Origin of the sequence: Pseudomonas sp. TWI628 (assembly GCF_039673865.1) — a bacterium.
Classification (GTDB): Bacteria; Pseudomonadota; Gammaproteobacteria; order Pseudomonadales; family Pseudomonadaceae; genus Aquipseudomonas.
In genome coordinates, this window is record NZ_JBDJMM010000043.1 from 1 (window position 1) to 15,920 (window position 15,920).

15 protein-coding genes and 2 riboswitches are annotated in these 15,920 nt (G+C 65.3%); of the genes, 1 reads left to right on the top strand and 14 read right to left on the bottom strand.

Translation table 11 applies throughout. The features are described from left to right. Positions 1-73: 73 nt before the first annotated feature. The 13 genes from ABE528_RS25450 to lpxO all read right to left on the bottom strand — a co-directional run bounded on the left by ABE528_RS25450 (position 74) and on the right by lpxO (position 14,605). Positions 74-2,254: a TonB-dependent receptor gene (locus ABE528_RS25450; protein WP_346654413.1), complete on the bottom strand. Its 2,181-nt coding sequence runs from the start codon at positions 2,252-2,254 to the stop codon at positions 74-76. A gap of 68 nt (positions 2,255-2,322) precedes the next feature. Continuing rightward, on the bottom strand, positions 2,323-2,733 hold the full coding sequence (locus ABE528_RS25455) for a DUF2946 family protein (protein WP_346654414.1): 411 nt from the start codon (positions 2,731-2,733) through the stop codon (positions 2,323-2,325). Between the two features lie 64 nt (positions 2,734-2,797). Further along, entirely contained in the window at positions 2,798-3,574 is a 777-nt protein-coding gene (locus ABE528_RS25460) for a ParA family protein (RefSeq protein WP_346654415.1), read from the bottom strand. Positions 3,575-3,723: 149 nt separating this feature from the next. Further along, positions 3,724-4,203: a hypothetical protein gene (locus ABE528_RS25465; protein ID WP_152956060.1), complete on the bottom strand. Its 480-nt coding sequence runs from the start codon at positions 4,201-4,203 to the stop codon at positions 3,724-3,726. Positions 4,204-4,342: 139 nt separating this feature from the next. After that, positions 4,343-5,692, bottom strand: coding sequence for an OprD family porin (locus ABE528_RS25470; protein ID WP_152956061.1), 1,350 nt, complete (start codon positions 5,690-5,692; stop codon positions 4,343-4,345). 17 nt (positions 5,693-5,709) lie between these two features. Then, a complete protein-coding gene (locus ABE528_RS25475; protein ID WP_346654416.1) occupies positions 5,710-6,498 on the bottom strand; it encodes an ABC transporter ATP-binding protein in 789 nt (262 codons plus the stop codon). Continuing rightward, on the bottom strand, positions 6,495-7,508 hold the full coding sequence (locus ABE528_RS25480) for an iron ABC transporter permease (protein WP_152956063.1): 1,014 nt from the start codon (positions 7,506-7,508) through the stop codon (positions 6,495-6,497). The genes ABE528_RS25475 and ABE528_RS25480 overlap by 4 nt, the downstream gene beginning before the upstream one ends. Next, positions 7,508-8,518 (bottom strand): ABC transporter substrate-binding protein, encoded by a 1,011-nt coding sequence (locus ABE528_RS25485; protein WP_346654417.1) that lies wholly within the window; start codon positions 8,516-8,518, stop codon positions 7,508-7,510. Before ABE528_RS25485 ends, ABE528_RS25480 begins: the two co-directional genes overlap by 1 nt. Before the next feature lie 108 nt (positions 8,519-8,626). Then, positions 8,627-8,825: riboswitch (cobalamin riboswitch) on the bottom strand. Between the two features lie 28 nt (positions 8,826-8,853). Next, positions 8,854-10,020, bottom strand: a complete 1,167-nt coding sequence (locus ABE528_RS25490) for a DUF1624 domain-containing protein (protein WP_346654418.1) — start codon at positions 10,018-10,020, stop codon at positions 8,854-8,856. Positions 10,021-10,154: 134 nt separating this feature from the next. Then, positions 10,155-12,272: a TonB-dependent receptor gene (locus tag ABE528_RS25495; protein ID WP_346654419.1), complete on the bottom strand. Its 2,118-nt coding sequence runs from the start codon at positions 12,270-12,272 to the stop codon at positions 10,155-10,157. A gap of 106 nt (positions 12,273-12,378) precedes the next feature. After that, positions 12,379-12,585, bottom strand: a riboswitch (cobalamin riboswitch). 34 nt (positions 12,586-12,619) lie between these two features. Next, entirely contained in the window at positions 12,620-13,189 is a 570-nt protein-coding gene (locus ABE528_RS25500) for an N-acetyltransferase (RefSeq protein WP_346654420.1), read from the bottom strand. Between the two features lie 78 nt (positions 13,190-13,267). Beyond that, positions 13,268-13,612, bottom strand: a complete 345-nt coding sequence (locus tag ABE528_RS25505; RefSeq protein WP_027919898.1) for a carboxymuconolactone decarboxylase family protein — start codon at positions 13,610-13,612, stop codon at positions 13,268-13,270. Positions 13,613-13,705: 93 nt separating this feature from the next. Then, positions 13,706-14,605 carry a lipid A hydroxylase LpxO gene (lpxO, locus tag ABE528_RS25510; protein ID WP_152956068.1) on the bottom strand — a complete coding sequence of 300 codons (900 nt, stop codon included), beginning with the start codon at positions 14,603-14,605 and terminating at the stop codon, positions 13,706-13,708. 156 nt (positions 14,606-14,761) lie between these two features. On the opposite strand from lpxO, the gene thpR reads away from it, so the two are divergent. Then, positions 14,762-15,307 carry an RNA 2',3'-cyclic phosphodiesterase gene (thpR, locus tag ABE528_RS25515; RefSeq protein WP_152956069.1) on the top strand — a complete coding sequence of 182 codons (546 nt, stop codon included), beginning with the start codon at positions 14,762-14,764 and terminating at the stop codon, positions 15,305-15,307. A 6-nt stretch (positions 15,308-15,313) separates the two neighbouring features. On the opposite strand, the gene ABE528_RS25520 is transcribed toward thpR, so the two are convergent. Then, the gene (locus ABE528_RS25520; RefSeq protein ID WP_152956070.1) at positions 15,314-15,913 is read right to left on the bottom strand and encodes an NAD(P)H-dependent oxidoreductase; all 600 of its coding nucleotides are present in this window, start codon (positions 15,911-15,913) and stop codon (positions 15,314-15,316) included. Between the last annotated feature and the right edge of the window lie 7 nt (positions 15,914-15,920).

Genomic DNA, 15,920 nt, shown 5'->3' on the forward strand with positions numbered 1-15,920 from the left:
CCAGCAGCTCTTTGGGGATTTTGGGCAGGTCACGCAAGGGTTTCTTTTTGGTTGGCATACATGCACCTCTTACTCATGTTATGCCCGAACACAAAATTTCTGACACCCTCCGCATGTCCACCGCCACCTCGAAGGTCCGCGGCGCCCCCATGTAGTACTGCAGCCCATAGGCCTGCTTGGCATACACCTCATCGGTCAGGTTGCGCACCCGCCCGGTGATGGTGGTGTGTTCATCCAGCCGATAGCGGGCAAAGGTGCCGAACAAGGTATAGGCCGGCGCCTTGAGAGTATTGGCGTTGTCGGCGTACACCGAACCGACATAGCGCGCATCCACCCCCGCCGACCAGGCCGAGGTGAAGCTGTAGGTCAGCCACAGGTTGGCGACATTGGCCGGCACATTGACCGGGGCATTGCCCTTGCGCGAGACCGATACGCCGTTGACGGCTTCGTTGAACGCGTCGTACTGCGCGTCGACATAGGCGTAGTTGCCCTCGGCCAGCAGCTTCGGCGTGACCTGCAGCCGCCCGGACAGCTCGATGCCGCGCGAGGTCTGCTGCCCGGCCTGGACCGTCAGGTTGGGGTTGCTCGAATCGCGCACGGCAAAGTCCTTGCGCACGATCTGGTACACGGCCACGGTCGCCGCGCCTCGCCCTTCGAGGAAGTCGAACTTGCTGCCCACTTCCCATTGCTCGCCCTTGGACAGGTCGAAGGTGCCGACGTTGGCGTAGGTGGCCGCCGCCAGCGAACCGGCCGGCAGGTCGGCGGCGGTGCTGTACTGGGCGTAGAGGCTGGCCGACGGCGTCAGCTCGTAGGTCAGGCCAATGCGCCCGGACAGCGGTTCCCAGCGCCGCTCGAAGTACGCTGGCGAGGTCGGTGTCACCGCGCCGTAGTTGGTCACTTCCATGTCCAGGTAGTCGTAACGCAGGGCCGTGAGCAGGGCCAGGCGCTCGGTCAGTTGCAGGCGGTTCTCGGCGAACACGGCGCGGTTGCTGGTGACATGCCGGCGCTGCTTGGTCAGCCCGGCGTTCACCCCAGGGATGTCGTAGAAACTGCCGGGGTCGAAGTGGTCTGGGTCGACCACATCGGTCCAGCTTCCGGACGTCGGGTATACGCTCTGGCGCATGTGCGAGTAGTCCAGGCCCAGCGACCACTGGCTGGCCAGGCCGAACAGCTGGTGGTCGTGGCGCAGCTCGATGCGGTCGCCCAGCACGCTCTGTTGGTGGCGCTGCAGGTAAGGGCTGGCACGCTGCACATTGCCGTCGCGGGTGTAGCTGTAGCGCTCGACGTTGCGGTAATCGCGCTGGGCGCTGTAGTGGTAGAGGGTGTTGTGCATGCTGGTGCTGTCGCTGAGCTGGTAATCGAGCATCGAGCGCAGCCAGCGCACCCGCTGCTCGTAGCGGCCATCGCCGACGTTGTAGTTGTCGAAGCGGCGGCTGTTGTCGATCTTCATGGTGCTGCGCCCCGGCAGGATCGGCGCGCCCCAGTAGGGGCTGTCTTCGCGGTCTTCCTGATACTCCAGCGCCAGGGTGTGGGTCAGGTCGGGCGTCAGGTCACTGAGCAGGGAAAACGCCAGGCTGTCAGTGTTGCGCTGGTTACGGTCGATGTAGCCATTGCTGCCGGTGTGGCTGAAGTCCAGGCGCATGAAATGGCGGGCATCGGCCGGGTTGCTGGCCAGTGCCTGGTTGATGCCGAAGGCCATTTCCGAGTCGTCGTAGCTGCCATAGCGCACGCGGCCATCGATGATCTGCTGGTCGCGGCTGGCGCTCTTGGTGATGTAGTTGATCGAGCCGCCCACGGCGCCTGCGCCATGCAGGAAGGACGACGGCCCGCCGAGCAGTTCGACGCGGTCCAGCACCCAGGCATCCACCGGCCGGGTAGCGCTGCTGTAGCCGAGGTTGATGCCATTGTAGAGCTGGGTCACCTGGTTCTGGGTGAAGCCGCGGTAGCTGACGAAACCGCCGTAGCCGGGGTTGGCCGACGCGTTGACGCCGGTCATGGCGTTGATCACGTCCTGGCTGTCCTTGGCGCCGCGTTCTTCAATGATGCGCCGGTCAGAGACGCTCACCGACGCAGGGGTTTGTCGCGCCGTGAGGCCCAGCCGCGAGCCGGTGCTGATCGGCTCGTCCAGTTGCACGCCGGAGGGCGCATCGCGCTCGCCGTCGATGGTGGTGGCGCTGAGTTCGACGGCGGCATCGTCCGCCCAGGCGAAGGTGCAGGTGCCCATCAGGAGCACCAGGGAGGTATTGCGAAGCATGTTGTTGGGTCTTCCACGCAAAGGTCATGGCTGACGGCGAGCGCGCAGGCAGGCGCGCCCGGCTCAAGTCAGGCGATCTGAGTAACGGCTGCGGGGAAGACGGCAGGGGGAGCGCGGGGGGGGAGGGCAGGGCGTTGGTAACGGGGCGGCGGCTGCGCCCAGCTGCGCACGACGATGGGCGAGGTGGCAGTGGCGTGTGCCAGGCTGAATGACCAGCCGCTGCTGGCAAGCGGTACGGCCAGGCCGAACGAGGAGCACACCGGGCAGTCGAGCTGGGCCATGTGCTGGTCGCTACCGGCGCCGTCGAGGTCGATGGCCACGCCGTGCTCGCTGTTGATCGAGCAGAAGCCACCCTCCAGGCCAGCCAGGCGCAGGCCGCCCATCTGGCCGTGGTGCAGGCCACACAGCAGCAGGCTGAACAGGACGCTGGTATAGAGCGTCCAGGCAGTCAGCGTGCGGGTGTGCCGGGTGATTTTCATGGCGGCGAATCTATCACCCGGACGAACGGCAGGGTAGTGCGTGGCCGTGGCAAGTTGTCGCAGTTCAGGCAGCGCGTTCGAGCACGTCCAGCAGCTCGACGAACTCCTGCGCCAGCTTGTGGCGTGGCGCCATATGCACCAGCGGCACCGAAACCTGGTGCGATTCGCGCATCTTGATCGAGCTGCTCAGGTACACCGGCAACACCGGCATGCCTTCGGCGCGCAACTGATCGACCAGGGTCTGGTGCAGCGCGGTGCGCCCGGCGAACTGGTTGACCACCACGCCTTCCACCTGCAGCGCCGGGTTGTGGTCCTGGCGCAGTTCCTCGACCTCGGCCATGACGCTGAGCAGCGCCTGGCGCGAGAAGCTGTCGCAGTCGAAAGGGATCAGCAGGCGCTCGGCGGCCACCAGGGCGCTGAAGGTGTAGAAGTTCAGTGCGGGCGGAGTGTCGATGTAGATCCGCTCATAATCCTCGCCCAGCTCCACCAGCAGCTTGCGCAGCTTGTTGATCTTGAACTTGCTTTCCAGCTTGCTCTGCAGGTCGCTGAGGTCGGGGCTGGCGGTCACCAGGTGCAGGTTGTCGTAGCGGGTTTCGGTGATCGCCACGCGGTGCTTCTTGCCGGCGGCGGTGACCGGCGAGAGGGTCTGGCGGAAGAAGTCGGCGATGCCGGCGGGGATGGCGTCTTCGGTCAGCCCGGTGAGGTAGTAAGTGGCGTTGGCCTGCGGGTCGAGGTCGACCAGCAATGTGCGATAGCCTTCGGCGGCGCTGGCCGCGGCGAGGTTGCAGGCGATACTCGATTTGCCCACGCCACCTTTCTGATTGAAAACCACACGACGCATGAGACGCTCATCCATGAAAAGAGAAAATGTCAGGTTGGGGTCAATCCTATGACTGAAACACGACAGATTTATGACAAGTATTGAAACACTAGTTAAGTTCATCTTGCCCCAACCGCAAGCGCTCTGTTGCGGTGTTTTCGCCATGCCAGTCAGGCGCCTGGTTTCTCCAGTTTCTCCAGCTCCTGCTCGACCTGTTGCATGCGCTGCTCGGCCAATGCCTGGACCTTTTTATCCCGCGCCGTCTCGCGCATCAGGCCGGTGAGCTTGTCGCTCAGGCGCTTGCCTTCCTCGGTCTGCTCCAGCGCCTTGGCCTTGGCCGGGTCGTGGGTGGCGGCGACGATGGTGGCGAATTCGGCGTCGCTGAAGTTCTTCTCGCTGTAGAGCTTGTACAGGTCCTGGCGCTGGTCCTCGACGGTGAGGTGCTTGCGCAGGACGTTGCTGATGGTGGCGGCATCCAGCTGCGGGTGGGTGCGGGTGAGCAGTGCGGCCATACGCTCGATGTTGTGGTCGTAGGCTTCCTGCAGCGGCAGGTTGGCCAGGATCTGCTCCTCGCGGGTGGGCTTCTGGTCGCAGGCGGCGAGGGCGGCAGTGAACAGCAGGGGCAGCAGCAACTTCTGGATGCGGGGCATGGGGTGGCCTTGGGCGGGTATTTCCGAGAGCGGGATTATAGCGGTGTCGGCGGTGCACTGGCTCGCCAGGTAGGACCGTTCCTACTTGCTGCGGCTGACCGTCACACTGACCGAGCTGGAGAAACAGGTATGGGGGCTGTCAGAAACTGCCTGACAATGGCCATTCCACTGCCAGGCGGATCTGGTCGCCATCGAGCTCCGCCTGCGCCGTGTTGCCACGGTGCATGTTGTGCCGCAGCGAGAACGTGGTGCCCTTGGCCTTGCCACTTTGCACCACGTAGCGCGCTTCGAGGTCCCGCTCCCAGTGCTTGCCACCCTTGCCATAACCCAGGTACGCATAGCCGCCGTTGGGGTCGACGTGGCTGCCATCGATAGCAAAACCGCGCACATACAGGGCGGTCAGGTTCAACCCCGGCATGCCGTAGCCACCCATGTTCAGGTCGTAACGCGCCTGCCATGACTTTTCGTTCGGTGCGTTGAAGTCGGACATCTGCACGGCGTTGGCGATATAGATTGCCCCGCGGGTGACGTAGTCGAACGGCGTGTTGCCATCCACCTGCTGCCAGCCGAGGCTCACGCTGTGCGGGCCTTGGTTATAGCGCGAGACCAGGCTCCAGGTGGTGTTGTCGATACGCCCGGACAGCGCTTTGCCGGTGTCGGTGGTGCGGTACAGGTTGAGGTCCAGGCTCAGGCTGCGGCGGTCGTCCAGCGCATGGGTGAGGGTGCTGCCGAGGTAGTGCTGGTTCCAGCTGTCCTCGTAGCGCGAGGTGTACAGGCTACCGCTGAAGGCGGCGCCGGGGTTCCACACCAGGCCGGCGAGGTCGAAACGGTTGCCCTGGCGGCCGTCGGAGTAGTTCACCACGAAGCCTTGGTCGTGGCTGGAGGCGTTGCGGTCGGTGCTTTCGTTGAAGTGGCCAGCGACCAGCTTGAGGGTGTCGATCTCGCTGCTGGTAAGGAAGAAACCCGTGGCCGTTTCGGGCAGCAAGCGGCTGTCCGAGGAGCTGAACACTGGCGTCTTCACTCGCTGGTCGCCCCAGGACAGCACGGTGTTGGAGACCCGCAGTTTCAGCGCCGCGCCGCCACGGCTGTAGTCGTTCTTTGGGTGGCCGTCGTTGTCCACACTCAGCAGGCGCGCCTTGCCCGCACGGCCGCCGCCGCTGTCGAGCTGCACGCCCTGATAGGCGTGGGCATCGACACCGACGCCGATCAGGCCCTGGGTGAAACCGGACTGCAACGTGCCCATCAGGCCGTAGGCCCATTCCTCGGCCAGGCCATTGCGTTCGCGGCGAGGCTTGTAGGCATTGCGCGCGCCGCTGTTGCGTCCGCCGTGCTTGTAGTCACGCTGGTCGTAGACGGTACGGTTGAGGAGGTTCCAGCTGCTGTCTTCGACGAAGCCGTTGCTTTGCGATTGCGCCGAGTCCGCGAAGGCGAATGGCGCCAGGCCTGCCAGTGGCAGGGACAAAAGAACAGCGGCGGGGCGCAACAACATGGCGGGAAGGTCCTGCTTCAGGGGGCGCGAAAACGCAAGATGCACGCGCCGTCGAAAGGGTCGGTGAGGTAGTGGGCGTGCACGCCGAAGGTACTCAGCAGGCGCTCGGGGGTGAGCACGTCCAGCGGCTTGCCGAGGGCGACCAGGTGGCCTTTGTCGAGCACCGCCACACGGTCGCAGGTCAGCGCCTGGTTGAGGTCGTGCAGGGCCACCAGAGTGGTCACCGGCAGTGCCTGCACCTGTTGCAGCAGGCTCAGCTGATGCTGGATGTCGAGGTGGTTGGTCGGCTCGTCAAGCAGCAGCACCTGCGGGCGCTGGGCCAGGGCGCGGGCGATGTGCACGCGCTGGCGCTCGCCGCCGGACAGCGAACTCCAGGCCCGCTCACGCAGGTGCGTGGCGTCGAGGTCGGCCAGGGCCTGTTCGACGATGGCACGGTCTTCCCGGGAGAACGGCGCCAGCGCCGACAGCCAGGGCGTGCGCCCAAGGGCAACGGCATCGAACACGCTGATCGCATCGAGGGTGTCGGCCTGCTGCTCGACCAGCGCCAGCGCCTGGGCGATACGCCGGCGCGGCAGGCGTGCCAGGGGCTCGCCGAGCAGTTGCACACTGCCGGTGCCCGGCGTGCGCAGCCCAGCCAGCAACTTGAGCAGGGACGATTTGCCCGAGCCGTTGGGGCCGACGATGCCCAGGGTTTCACCGGCCACCACGTTCAGGTCGATGTTGCACAGCACGGTGTTGCCCGACAGTTGCAGGCCCAGCCCGTGGCAGGTGAGTGGAGCGAGTTGCGCGCTATTCATAACGGTCATGGGCGCCCCCGGCGGCTGACCAGGATCAGCGCGAACACGGGCGCGCCGATCAAGGCGGTGACCACGCCGACCGGGATCACCTGGCCACTGATCAGCGTGCGCGACAGCACATCGGCGGCAATCAGGAACAGCGCCCCGCCCAGGGCGCTGGCCGGCAGCAGGCGGCTGTGGCCGGGGCCAAGCAGCAGGCGCAGGGCGTGGGGGATGACCAGGCCGACGAAACCGATGGCGCCGACGATCGACACCATCACGGCCGTTACCAGTGCCGCGCAACTGATCAGCAGCAACTGCGTGCGGCGCACAGCAATGCCCAGCGAGGCCGCCGAGTCGGCACCAAAGGTAAAGGCGTCCAGCGCCCGGCGGTACCACAGGCACACCAGCAGGCCGAACAGCGCCACGGGCAATGCTTGCCACACCGATGGCCAGCGCACGCCGCTGAGGTTGCCCAGCAGCCAGAACAGGATGCCGCGCGCCTGCTCTGCGCTGGCCGACTTGGTAATGAGGAAAGCGGTGACGGCCGTGAACAGCTGCGAGCCGGCGATCCCGGCGAGGATCACCTGGGCGTTGTTGCTGCTCGGCCCGGCCGCACGTGCCAGCACCAGCACCAGGGCAAACGCCGCCAGGGCGCCGATGAAGGCACCGCCGGACATGCTCAGGGCTGCGCTGCCCAGGCCCAGCAGGCCAACCAGCACCGCACCGGTCGAAGCGCCGGCGGACAGCCCGAGCAGGTAGGGCTCGGCCAGCGGGTTGCGCAGCAGCGCCTGGAGGATCACCCCGCAAGTCGCCAGCCCCGCGCCGCAGGCGGCGGCGACCAGGGCGCGGGTCAGGCGGTAGTTCCAGACGATGCCGGCGTCGATCGGATCGACCGGGTAGCCGGCCTGCCACAGGTGGTTGGCCAGCACCTGGTAGACCACCTGCGGCGACAGGTTGGTTTCGCCGATGGCGGTGCCGGCCAACACCGCCGCGATCAGGGCCAGCAAGGCCAGGGCGCTGTAGAGCAGGGCTTTCATCACTGCGCCGCTTTACCGCTGGCGAAGGCCGCAGACAAGGTCTGCAGGCCGCGGAACAGGCGAATGCCGGCCTGCATGGCGTCGGCATCGAGGATGATGATGCGCTGGTTCCTTACTGCGTCCATGTTCTTCGTCACCGGGTCGTTGCGCAGGAATTCGAGCTTCTTCTGGTAATCGTCGGCGGGGTAGCGGCGGCGGTCCATGCGCGCGATGATCAGCCAGGTCGGGTTGGCCTTGGCCAGGGTTTCCCAGCCCACCGTCGGCCATTCCTCGGTCGACTCGACCACGTTGCGCACGCCTAGGGTCCGCAGCATGAAGTCGGCCACGCCCTGGCGACCGGCAACGTAGGGGTCGATGGCGAGGTCAGCGCTGGAGAACCAGAACAATGCCGACGTATTGGTCAGGTCCTTGCCGCTCAGCCGCTGTTTCGCGCTGTCCAGGCGTGCCTTGAGGTCGGCATTGAGTGCGGCACCGCGGTCCTGCACATCGAAGATCTGGGCCAGCTGGCTGACACTCTTGTAGATGCTATCGACCTGGAACGCCTGCAGGCGGGTGCCGTCGGCGCCGACCAGGTTGTCCTTGCCTTCGCAGTCCGAGGGCAGCAGGTAGGTTGGAATGTTCAGCTCGCTGAACTGTTCACGGGTAGCGACCGCGCCCTGGGCGCCGACCATCCACTCGAACTGCACCGCCACCAGTTGCGGGCGCTTGCCGACCACGGCTTCGAAGCTGGGTTCGTTGTCGGCCAGGCGCGGCACCTTGGCGTTCAGCGCCTGGTATTCGGGCAGCACGTTGTTGAACCACAGCGAGGTGCCGGCCAGCTTGTCACCCAGGCCCAGGGCGTAAAGCATCTCGGTGCCGGCCTGGCCGATGGTGACTGCACGCTCGGGTGCCTGGGCAAAGGTCAGCGGTGCGCCGCAGTTGTCGACAGTCAGCGGGTAGTGGCTGGCGGCGGCCTGGGCCAGGCCAGTGAGGCTCAGGCTGGCGAGCAAGGTGGCGATACGGGGCAGCATGCTGGGCGATCTCCTATCGGACAGTTCGGGTGAGGAACGCACGGACAGGCATCGCCAAACCCCTGCGCGTGCAGGGGCAACACGAATGGCCATCCCGGACACCCCGCCGGTTGGTGAATGTTTGCCGGCAGGTCTCCTGACTGGTGCGTCCTCGCCCGGCTCCGGCCTTCCCGGATCAGGGTCCAGTGGCATTGATGGAGCAGGCTCGGCACCTACAGTTGCGGGGGCAGTTCCGATTGGCACGCCTTGGGCGGACCCGGGATTCCCTATTATTTCCGTGGTGGAAACCGGCGGGCCGCATGGTAGACCATCAGGCCGCCGGGCAAAAGGTCAAATCAGAAGTACTTCAGCCAGCGGATGTCGCGCCGGCGCGCCTTGAGCCGGGCAAACCAGCGCACCGGCAGGTACAGCGCGGTCGCCAGCAGCAGCGCGCCCAGCCACACCGCGCCAATGCCGTCGAAGCCGAAGTAGTCGCCGTGGTTGAGGCCCAACAGCGCCACGCAGGCCAGGTACAGCAGCTTGAGCACGTACAGGTGCAGCAGGTAGAAGAACATCGGCGCTGCGCCGAACACCGCCAGGGCGCTGATCCAGCGGGCCCGCCCTGCACGCTCGAAGGCGCGCAGCAACAGCAGGCCGCAACCCAGGGTCAGTGCCAGGAACAGCAGCGAAGGTGGGTACTTGGTGATGTTGAAGAAGCTCATCAATGTCTGGATGACGGTCGGGTAGCCGCTCCATGGCGCCTCGCCGTAGCCGTTGTAGAGGCGTAGCACCATGAAGCCGAGCAGGGCGATGACGCCGGCCAGCAGCAGGCGGTGCTGGCGCTCGCCGGCGTCACTGCCACGGGCGAACCACGGGCCGAGGCCGTAGCCCAGGGCGATCACGCCGATCCACGGCAGCACCGGGTAGGAGGTGCGCAGGCGCAGGCTGTCCGAGACTTCCAGCCAGCCACGGTCATGCAGAATCGCCCACGGCACGTGCAGGGCCGATTCCACGCCGAAGTGCAGGCCATCGAGCAGGTTGTGGCCGGCGATGATCAGCGCACCCAGGGCGAGCAGGGCAGGGCGCGGCAGCCACACCAGCAGCGACAGGGCGATCATGCTCACGCCGATGGCCCAGATCACCTGCATGTAGACCACGCTCGGCGGCAGCTGAAAGGTCCAGGCGAAGTTGACCAGGGTGAACTCCAGCAGCACCAGGAACAGCCCACGTTTGAACAGGAACGCCGAAACATCGCTGCGGCCCTGGTACTTCTCGCCATACAGCCAGGCCGACAGGCCGGTGAGCAGGACGAACACCGGCGCGCACAAATGGGCCAGGGTGCGGCTGGCGAACAGTGACGGGTCGGTGGCATCGATGGCCATCGGGTCGCTGACCTGGCGGTGCAGGAAGAAGGTTTCACGCACGTGGTCGAGGAGCATGAACAGGATCACCAGGCCGCGCAGGGCATCGATGCTCTGCAGGCGCTGGGTGAGCAGGGTGGGGGTGGCTGAGGCGCTGGTCATGGAAGGCGGTCGCAGGCAGGAATGAATGTCAAATGAAACGTTATCTTATAACTATTTCATTTGCTTCTGAAAGCGGTTTTTTGTGTTGCCTGTACCGGCCTCTTCGCGGGTTTACCCGCGAAGAGGCCCTCAAATCAGAAGGTGTAATCCACGGTAGCGAAATACGACCGCGGCGCGCCCATCACCCACTGCTCGCCACTGAACACCGACGCCACATATTCCCGGTCGAACAGGTTGTTAACCTGCAACCCCAGCCGCACATCCGGCAGCACCTGCCAGCCGATGTTGGCATCGACCACGGTGTACCCCGGCGCATGCTGGCGATTGGCCGAATCGGCATAACGCTCATCCACATACCGCGCGCCAATCCCGGCTTCCACCTGCTGGCCAAAGCCCTTGGTCAACCACAGGTTGGCCGTGCGCCGCGGCACATTGGCCGGGTGGTTGCCGGCACGGTCCTGGGCCACACCATCGACCACTTCGTCGAAATCATCGTACTCGGCCCGTACCAGTGAAGCATTGGCCGACACTTGCCACTGCTGCCCCAAGGCCAGTTCCAGCGATGCCTCCAAGCCATCGGAAGTCTGTTGCCCGGCCTGCTGCGCCTCGTGGGTGACCGGGTCGTCCACCAGCAGCTTGCGCTTGACGACATGGAACGCCGCCAGCGTCCATTCGCCACGGCCTTCCCAGAAGCGCTGCTTGAGGCCCAGTTCGGTCTGCTTCGCCTCGGTCAGGTCGTAGTGCATCTGCGTCGGGCTGAGGCTGACCAGGTTGTCCACCCCGTCCTCGCTGGTGGAGTACTGGCCATACAGCGACAGGTTGTCGGTGACTGCGAACACCAGCCCGGCCCGCCAGTTGCCGCCGTGCAGGCTGCGGTCGCTGCGGCTGCCATCGACCAGGTTGTCGCGGTCGATGTGGTTCTGGTCGCGGCGCACGCCGGTCACCAGCGACAGGCGCTCGGTCAGCTGCAGGCGATTTTCGGCGAACAGGGCGAAGGTGTGGGTGGTGGACAGCGTCTGCGGGCGGGTTGGCGAGTCGCTGTGGAACCAGCCCGGGGTCGGCTGCCACGGGTCGATGTAGTCGCCGCCCACGTCGTTGTACGGCCGGTTGCTGTCGACGTTGAAGCGCACCTTGTTGTACTCGACACCGACCAGCGTCTTGCTGGCCAGGCCGAACAGGCTGTGATCGAAGGTGAAGGTCTGGCGGTCGCCGATCTGCTCCTGGTTGTGCCTGATCTGCAGGTAGCTCTGGCGCTCCAGCTGCTCGCGGTCGGCGTCCCAGCTGTAGTTCTCGGCATTGCGCCAGTGGCGGCGGCTCTTGATGTAGTAGAGCTGGTTGCTGGCGCTGAGCTGGTCGTTGATCGCCCAGTCGGTGGTGAAACGGGTCCACTCGTCGTGGTAGCGCTGCACATCGTTCTGAACGTTGTAGTTCTTCTTGCGCAGGCTGCTGCGGTAATGGCCGTCGATCAGTGGCGTGCCGTAGTAGTTGGCCGGCTGGGCGTCGCCACGCTCGTGGGCGAGGGTGAAGCTCAGGTCGTCGTTGGCATCGAAGCGCAGCGCGGCACTGAGGGCCAGGCTGCGCGAGTCGGTGCGGTCGACCCAACCATTGCCGGCCTGCTGGTTCAGGGTCAGGCGGTAGCTCAGGCGTTCGCTGAGGCTGCCGCCGCTGTCCAGGCCCAGTTGCTGGCGGTCCCAGGAACCGTAGCCCAGGCGCAGGCGGTTGTGGATGTTGCCAGCGAAGGGTTTTTTCGGGATCACGTTGATCACCGCGCCGGTCGCACCTTCGCCATACAGCACCGAAGCCGGGCCGCGGATCACGTTGATCTGCTCGACCATCCACGGGTCGACTGGGAAGGTCTGGGTGCCGGCCCCGGTGTACAGGCGCGCACCGTCGAACAGGGTCATCACCGAGCCATGGCCGGTGAAGCCGCGCGCCGACAGGCCGGTGCCGCCATCGCCCGGGTTGCCGATGAAGGTGATGCCGGGGGAGCGGGTCACGGCGTCCTGCACGGTAAGGTTGTTGCGTTGCTCGATCTGTTCGGCGGTGATGCTGCTGGTGCTGGCCGGGGTTTCCAGGGCGCTGAGGTTCAGCCGTGAACCGGCCTCGGTCGGCGTGGCCAGGTCGACCTGCCGTGGTTCACGGGCATCGGTGATGGCCGTGGAGGGGAGGTTCAGCACCGGTTGCTCGGCCAGGGCTGGCAGGGTAACGGCCAGGCAGGCCGCCAGGGGGTGAAGCTTGAAGAATCGGGACATGTCGTTCCACTGCTGCAGGAATGAATGGATCCCGGTGGAAAACACGCAAAGGCGCACCCCGTACGCAGGCGCACGCGGATACCGGCCTGCGCCCGCCCACCGCGGGTTGCCAAGTGAAGCTTCAGGCCGGTCTCCGGGCTTGCGAGGGTCGTGAGGCCTTCACCTTCCCATGCTGGCGCACAGTGGTGTGTCGAAGGCATCGCTCGCTTACCGTTGCGGGGGCAGCGCCGGACTTGTCGTGAACCACGACGCACCGGCTTCCCGTTTCACCCTGCGCACGGCGGCGCAGGACACCTGAAACTGGCGCGCATCTGACCATCGAATGGCCAGCGCGTCAAATGCGTGTGTCAGCGCCCGCGGCGGCGCGACACCCGTGCCTCGATGTTCTTGCGGCCGATCAGCAGCGCTGGCTTCTCCACCACCGGCTCATCGGCCAGCCACTTGTACATCACCAGGCAGTCGACCAAACCCAGGCGGGCATGGCGATAGGCCTTGGGCAGGCGGCCAACGGTCTCGAAGCCCAGCCTGGTCCACAGCGCCACCGCCACTGTGTTGCTCGCCACCACGGAATTGAACTGCAACGCCAGAAAGCCCTCCTGGCGCGCCAGTTTCTGCGAGTGCTCGCACATCAGCCGGGCCACGCCACGGCCACGGGCGGCTTCGCAGACCATGTAGCCGCAGTTGCCGACATGCGCGCCGGGGCCTGCGGCGTTGGCCTTGAGGTAGTAGGAACCGAGCAGCTCGCCATCCGCTTCGGCCACCAGCGTGTGCAGTGGCAGTTGCAGCCACAGCTGGCGGGCCTGCTCGACGTTCAGTTCGGGGTCGAAGGCGTAGGTTTCGCGGGCCTGGACGATGGCCTGGAAGGTCGGCCAGAAACGCTCGAAGTCGTCGGGCGTCATGGGGCGGATGTGGATCATGGCGGTTCCTGCAATGGCTAGGCCGCCAAGTCTGGGTGGCGCGGCGCCGTCGCGCAAGGGCGGCGACGCCGTTGGCCTTCAGCCGTTGGCCTTGCCCACCGCATCCATGGCGCGGGCCGAGTAGACCAGCGCGGCCCCGGCATTCATCGCCACGGCCACACCCAGCGCCTCGGCGATTTCCTCACGGGTAGCGCCGTGCTTGACGGCCTGTTGCGAGTGCACGGCGATGCAGCCGTCGCAGCGGGTGGTGACGGCCACGGCCAGGGAGATCAGTTCGCGGGTCTTGGCGTCGAGGTGGTTGGTCTTGGCACCCGCGCCGCTGGCGGTCATGTAGCCGGCCACGGTGTCGGGTGACAATTGCTTGAGATCGCCGATGCCGGCCATCAACTGCTTACGGTAGGCGTCCCAGTCCATCATGCTCATCGTCTTCACCTTGGGAAGGTTGCGGGAGGAGCTTTCAGGCTAGTCGAATTTGCGCCTATCGCCGGTTGCCGGCGATAGGTTGCAGGCAGGGCCTCAGATATAGACGAACACCAGTACCAGGGCCGCGACCACCAGCCACTTCTCCAGGTAGTAGCGCATGCGGTTGCGCTTCTTCAGTGCCTTGCCACGCTCGCGGATCTTGTAGATGCGGGTGAACAGGCGGTTGATGCCACCGGTCTTGTCGCCAGCGTCGTTGGGCGCTGCGGCGGCGGCCATGACGTTGCGGCTGAACCAGCGGTTGAAGGCGGTGGCCCAGCGGTATTTCAGCGGGCGTTCGATGTCGCAGAACAGGATGATGCGGTTGTGCTCGGTGGTATTGGCCGCGTAGTGGATGTAGGTTTCGTCGAAGACCACGCCCTCGCCATCGCGCCAGGAATATTTCTCGCCGTCCACATCGATGTAGCAACCGTCATCGTTCGGCGTGTCCAGGCCGAGGTGGAAGCGGTACGAGCCGGCATACGGGTCACGGTGACGGACCAGCTTGGCACCTGGCGGCAAGGTGGCGAACATCGCCGCCTTGACCGTGCCGATGCCTTGCAGCAGCTCGGTGGTGCGTGGGCACAGGGTCATGGCCGACGGGTGGCTTTCGCCGTACCACTTCAGGTAGAAGCGCTTCCAGCCGGTCTTGAAGAACGAATTGAAACCGACGTCGTCATAATTCTCGGACTTCTTGATCTCGCCCACGTGCAGCAGCTGCTGGGCTTCGGCACGGATCTCCTGCCAGTGGTCCTTCAGCGGCTGCAGCTCGGGGAACGCCTCGACCGGCAGGTAGGGCTTGGCCGGGTGCTTGGAGAACAGGTACAGGAAGCTGTTGACCGGCGCCAGGAAGCTGGAGTGGTCGCCCAGCTGGCGGGTCAGCTTGTGGCGCACCCGACCGCGCAGGTGAACATAGGCGATCGAGAGGACGAAGATCAGTACGAGTGCAATTTTCATGGACGATTACTTGTCGAAAAATGGCCATGCGCCATGGCATAAGCTCGCCAGCATAAACAATCATGGGGGTAGTTTGTACTTATTGTTACGTTAAGGCGGGTCGACATTGGTGTAAGGCCTATAGCGTGCAAAAACGCTTCACGTGATGGAGTTCACATGGTCCAGGACATTCGCCCGAGTGGCGCACCCTTCAAACGGCTGTTCTTCGCCTTGCCCGTCAGCGACACCCAACGCCGTGCGATAAGCCAGTGGCGGCGCGGCCTGAACCTGCGCAGCGGCAAGCCGGTGCCCAGCGACAACTTCCACCTGACCCTGTTGTTTCTCGGTGATGTGGATGCGGCCCAGGTGCCAGCCCTGTGCGCGGCGGTGGACAACCTGGCGCGGCCGGGCGCGCCCTTGCGCCTGCTGCTGAACCAGCTGAAAACCTGGCAGCGCGCCAATGTGCTGGTGCTGGAGGCGCAGGAAACACCCACCGCCTTGCGTCAGCTGGTTTACGCCTTGCAGCAGGCGTTGTTGCCAATGGGGTTCGAAGAACAGGCCCGTGAGTACCGCCCGCACCTGACCCTGTCACGGGACTTTCGCGGCCAGGCCCCGGAGGCGGCCGAGGCGCCTGAGTTTCATCTCAGCGCCAGGCACTTCACCCTGTACGAGTCGCGCAAAGGTCGATACTGGCCGCTGGCGCAGTGGCCTCTGACGGATTAGCGCGGCTCAGGCAATCTGGCTGCGTGCCGCGGTGAACAGTTGCTCGCCCAAGAGGCGGGCGGTACGCAGGTGCAATGCGGCATCCGGCCCCTCGCTGTCATACAGCACGCTCGAACTGAGCACCTCGGCGCCGCAATAGTCGAAGATGCCGTGTTCTATCTGCACGCGCATGGCCTCGCTGTAGCCATGCCGCTCGAATGTACCGGTATCTGCGCCAGCGACACCGACCAGATGGACCTTCATGCCACGCAGCTTCTTGATCAAGACGCCGCTCCCGTAGTCGAACGCCCAGCCATTGCTGAACACCCGCTCGACCCAGCCCTTGAGCAGAGCTGGCAGCGACCACCAGTAGATCGGGTAGACCAGCACCAGGGCATCGGCGCGGTCGATGCGGGCCTGCTCCAGCAGCACGTCGGCCGGAGGTTCGGCCAGGCCGCGGTGCACCGCGTGGTCAGCCAGGCCAAAGCGTGGGTCGAAGCCCTCGCGGGCCAGGTCGGCGATTTCACTGCCGTGGCCGGCGCTGGCCAGGCCTTCGGCAATCTGCCGGGCGAGAGCGTGGGTGAGTGATTCGGGGTCGTGATGGCCGATGACGATCAACGCTTGCATGGGGGTG

Bases quoted from the DNA above. Each gene is read 5' to 3' on its own strand.
- ABE528_RS25470 (WP_152956061.1), bottom strand. From the start codon at position 5,692: ATGTTGTTGCGCCCCGCCGCTGTTCTTTTGTCCCTGCCACTGGCAGGC.
- ABE528_RS25520 (WP_152956070.1), bottom strand. From the start codon at position 15,913: ATGCAAGCGTTGATCGTCATCGGCCATCACGACCCCGAATCACTCACC.
- ABE528_RS25475 (WP_346654416.1), bottom strand. From the start codon at position 6,498: ATGACCGTTATGAATAGCGCGCAACTCGCTCCACTCACCTGCCACGGG.
- ABE528_RS25485 (WP_346654417.1), bottom strand. From the start codon at position 8,518: ATGCTGCCCCGTATCGCCACCTTGCTCGCCAGCCTGAGCCTCACTGGC.
- lpxO (WP_152956068.1), bottom strand. From the start codon at position 14,605: ATGAAAATTGCACTCGTACTGATCTTCGTCCTCTCGATCGCCTATGTT.
- ABE528_RS25455 (WP_346654414.1), bottom strand. From the start codon at position 2,733: ATGAAAATCACCCGGCACACCCGCACGCTGACTGCCTGGACGCTCTAT.
- ABE528_RS25480 (WP_152956063.1), bottom strand. From the start codon at position 7,508: ATGAAAGCCCTGCTCTACAGCGCCCTGGCCTTGCTGGCCCTGATCGCG.
- ABE528_RS25500 (WP_346654420.1), bottom strand. From the start codon at position 13,189: ATGATCCACATCCGCCCCATGACGCCCGACGACTTCGAGCGTTTCTGG.
- ABE528_RS25465 (WP_152956060.1), bottom strand. From the start codon at position 4,203: ATGCCCCGCATCCAGAAGTTGCTGCTGCCCCTGCTGTTCACTGCCGCC.
- thpR (WP_152956069.1), top strand. From the start codon at position 14,762: ATGGTCCAGGACATTCGCCCGAGTGGCGCACCCTTCAAACGGCTGTTC.
- ABE528_RS25505 (WP_027919898.1), bottom strand. From the start codon at position 13,612: ATGAGCATGATGGACTGGGACGCCTACCGTAAGCAGTTGATGGCCGGC.
- ABE528_RS25450 (WP_346654413.1), bottom strand. From the start codon at position 2,254: ATGCTTCGCAATACCTCCCTGGTGCTCCTGATGGGCACCTGCACCTTC.
- ABE528_RS25460 (WP_346654415.1), bottom strand. From the start codon at position 3,574: ATGCGTCGTGTGGTTTTCAATCAGAAAGGTGGCGTGGGCAAATCGAGT.
- ABE528_RS25495 (WP_346654419.1), bottom strand. From the start codon at position 12,272: ATGTCCCGATTCTTCAAGCTTCACCCCCTGGCGGCCTGCCTGGCCGTT.
- ABE528_RS25490 (WP_346654418.1), bottom strand. From the start codon at position 10,020: ATGACCAGCGCCTCAGCCACCCCCACCCTGCTCACCCAGCGCCTGCAG.